Genomic DNA, 3,540 nt, shown 5'->3' with positions numbered 1-3,540 from the left:
GAACTTGCGGTTGTAGCGCTCGGCGGCGGAGCGCACCTTCTGCGTCATCGCGTCGCGGGTCGGGCCCTCGTCGCCCATCGGGTTGAACCGTTGCACCCACGCTCGGGCCGCGTCCCGGTTGGTGGATCGACGGGTACGACCGGAGGCTGGCGACCACACACCCACATGCATGGATCAATGCTCTGCGCCGACGACGCGCCACTCCTCCCCGACGTCGGGGGTTTCGCTCCCGCCGTCGGGGGATGGCCGATGAGGCGCTCGACAGGCTTGACCTTGACGCTGCGTCAACCCTCCATGCTGGCGGCCATGAGCATTCCGCCGACAACCAGACAGGTCCCGGGGCCCGCAATCCAGGTGCATGGGATGGAGAAGTCGTACAAGGAGCTGCGCGTGTTGCGCGGTGTGGACCTCGTCGTGGCGCGGGGCAGCATCGTCGCCCTGCTCGGCTCGAACGGAGCGGGCAAGACCACGGTAGTGAAGATCCTGGCGACGCTGCTGAGGGCCGACGCCGGCACCGCCCGGGTCAACGGCTTCGACGTCGTGACCCACGCCGCCGAGGTACGCGAGTCGATCAGTCTCACCGGTCAGTTCGCGGCAGTCGACCCGGTCCTCAGCGGGCGGGAGAACCTCGTCATGGTCGCCCGGCTGCGGCACCTCAGGAACCCGGGCGTGATCGCGGACGACCTGCTACGACGCTTCTCGCTGACCGAGGCGGGCAACCGGAGGGTGGCTACCTACTCCGGTGGCATGCGCCGCCGTCTCGACATCGCGATGAGCCTCATCGGGCACCCGCCGGTCATCTTCCTCGACGAGCCGACGGCCGGGCTGGACCCGGAGGCGCGCATCGAGGTGTGGCAGGCCGTCAAGGACCTCGCCCAGGGCGGCACCACGGTGCTGCTCACCACCCAGTACCTCGACGAGGCGGAGCAGCTCGCCGACCGGATCGCGATCCTCCACCAGGGTCAGATCATCGTCGACGGCACCCTCGCCGAGCTGAAGCAGCTCCTCCCACCCGCCGAGGTCGAGTACGTCGAGAAGCAGCCGACGCTTGAGGAAATCTTCCTCACCCTCGTCGGCGCGACCGCAGACAAGGAACAACGATGAACAGACATTTCTTCGGCGACACCGCTGTCCTTCTGGGCCGTTCACTCCGACACATCATCCGCAGCCCGGACACCATCATCACCACCGCGGTCATGCCGATCGCGTTCATGCTGCTGTTCGTCTACGTCCTCGGCGGGGCGATCGAGACGGGGGCCGACTCGTACCTCAACTACCTGCTGCCCGGCATCCTGCTCATCACGATCGCCTCGGGCATCTCCTACACGGCGTTCCGGCTCTTCCTGGACCTGCAGGGCGGCATCTTCGAACGCTTCCAGTCCATGCCGATCGCACGCTCCTCGGTGCTGTGGGCGCACGTGCTGACCTCGCTGGTCGCCAACGTGGTCTCGCTGGTGGTCGTCGTCGGCGTCGCGCTCGTCATGGGCTTCCGCTCGGGCGCCGGGGTGCTGGCCTGGCTCGCGGTCGCCGGCATCCTGCTCCTGTTCACGGTGGCGCTGACCTGGATCGCGGTGATCCCCGGCCTCACAGCGAAGACCGTGGACGGCGCGGGCGCGTTCTCCTATCCGCTGGTCTTCCTGCCGTTCGTCAGCTCGGCCTTCGTACCCACCGACAGCATGCCCGGCCCGGTACGCGCATTCGCCGAGCACCAGCCGGTGACCTCCATCGTCAACACGATCCGGGACCTGTTCACCGAGCAGCCGGTCAGCACGGACATCTGGACGGCCTTCGCCTGGTGTGTCGGCATCCTCGTCGTCGCCTACGTGTTCGCCGTCATCACCTACCGCCGCAGGATCTCCTGACCGGTGTGGACCGGAACCGGTTGGGCGAGGGCAGGATCAGAGGATGCTGACGATCAGTCAACTGGCGGCGTACGTGGGCGTCACGGTGCGCACCGTGCGGCACTACCACCAGGTCGGGCTCCTGCCCGAGCCGGACCGGGACGAGTCGGGCTACCGGCGGTACGGGACGGCGGCAGTGGTGTCGCTGATCAGGATTCGCATTCTCGCCAATGCCGGTGTGCCGCTGTCTCAGATCGGTCGGCTGCTCGACGCCGACACGTCGACATTCGCCGACGCCGTGGATGGGATCGACAGGCACCTGCGGGACGAGATAGCGCGACTGGAGGCCAGCCGTCAGCAGATAGCACGGCTCGCTGCTGGGGACCGTTTGGCGCTCCCACCGGAGGTGATCACCTATCTCGATCGGCTGAGAGAGATCGGGGCCTCGGAGCGGGTGGTGCAGGGCGAGCGTGACGGCTGGATCCTGATGGCGGCTCGCTGGCCCGACCACGTCCGAGAGTGGATGCCCGGCAAGATCGCGCAGCTCGACGACCCGAGAGTCGTCCAGCTGCACCGGATCCTCGCCGGGATCTTCGACAGCGACGCCAGCGACACTGCGCGGCTGGAGGAGGCCGCCGACCTCATCGCCGGCCTGGCCGAACAGGCGTACGCCTCCGGCGAGATCGACCTGGGCGAGGTGGGGCAGGACGACCTGCCGTTCGAGCTTCTGGACGCGCTCGCGGTCGAGGCCGACCCGCGGTTGCAACGGTTGCTGGACCTGCTCCGCGAGCGGGGTTGGGCCGGTCTGGCCCGGCTGGAGCGGCTGAAGCGGCCAGCCTAGGGCGACCGGTGACGAGGTGCGGCAGGGTCCGGCTCGACCTGTGGTCGCCGTGTCGAGCCGGACCGAAGCTCGGCCAGGCGGCTAGGCGGTCAGGCGGTGAGGCGACGGATGAGTTTGCGCATGCCGGCCTGCCAGCCGTCCGGGTCCTCGGCGCGGCGGCGGGCGTAGTCGGCGACCTCCGGGTGCGGCAGGATCAGGAAACGTTCCTCGGCCAACCCGGCGATGGCCGCGTCGGCGACCTGGTCCGGGGTGAGCACCGCACCGGATGCGGTGATCACGCGGGCGCCGAGGTGACCCTCGGCGATCCCGTCGGCGAGCATCGGGGTGTCCACGCCCTGCGGGCAGAGGGCGCTGACCCGGATGCCCCGGTCCCGGTAGGTGATGGCCAGCCACTCCGCGAAGCCCACCGAGGCGTGCTTCGTCGCGGTGTACGCGGCGTCGCCCACCGCCGTGAGCACACCCGCCGCCGAGCAGGTGTGCAGCAGGTGCCCGCCGCCCCGGGCGAGCATCCCGGGCAGCACCGCACGGGCCGAGTAGACGTGGGCGAGCACGTTGACGCGCCAGGCCCGGTCCCAACCGGCGTCGTCGACCTCCACTCCCCCACCGGTGGTCACGCCCGCGTTGGCGCAGAACAGGTCGATCCGGCCGTACCGCTCCTCGGTGTCGGCGACCAGCTCGCGGACCTGGTCCTCGTCGGTGACGTCGAGGGCTATGGGGTGCGCGACCGGGCCGATGCCCTCGGCCACCGCGTCCGCCGCGTCGGCGTCCAGGTCGGCGACCACCACGGCGCCAGCACCAGCCCCTCACCGCCCTGCTTCACCGCCTCACGCAGCGTGGGCAGCATCAGCCAGCCGTACC

3 protein-coding genes and 1 pseudogene are annotated in these 3,540 nt (G+C 69.6%); 3 read left to right on the top strand and 1 reads right to left on the bottom strand.

Annotated features, from left to right (window positions below):
* Nucleotides 1–306: 306 nt before the first annotated feature.
* The 3 genes from ACWCO3_RS32925 to ACWCO3_RS32915 are packed head-to-tail and all read left to right on the top strand — an operon-like array spanning nt 307 to nt 2,682.
* The gene (locus ACWCO3_RS32925; RefSeq protein ID WP_450013831.1) at nt 307–1,104 is read left to right on the top strand and encodes an ABC transporter ATP-binding protein; all 798 of its coding nucleotides are present in this window, start codon (nt 307–309) and stop codon (nt 1,102–1,104) included.
* Nucleotides 1,101–1,862, top strand: coding sequence for an ABC transporter permease (locus ACWCO3_RS32920; RefSeq protein ID WP_450013829.1), 762 nt, complete (start codon nt 1,101–1,103; stop codon nt 1,860–1,862). The genes ACWCO3_RS32925 and ACWCO3_RS32920 overlap by 4 nt, the downstream gene beginning before the upstream one ends.
* A 43-nt stretch (nt 1,863–1,905) precedes the next feature.
* Entirely contained in the window at nt 1,906–2,682 is a 777-nt protein-coding gene (locus tag ACWCO3_RS32915) for a MerR family transcriptional regulator (protein WP_450013827.1), read from the top strand.
* Between the two features lie 89 nt (nt 2,683–2,771).
* Here ACWCO3_RS32915 and ACWCO3_RS32910 read toward each other — a convergent pair.
* Nucleotides 2,772–3,479: pseudogene (locus tag ACWCO3_RS32910) on the bottom strand (SDR family oxidoreductase); the annotation flags it as partial.
* Nucleotides 3,480–3,540 lie beyond the last annotated feature (61 nt).

It is taken from the genome of Micromonospora sp. NPDC002411 (assembly GCF_053592955.1).
This window is presented reverse-complemented; position numbering and strand designations above follow the sequence as displayed.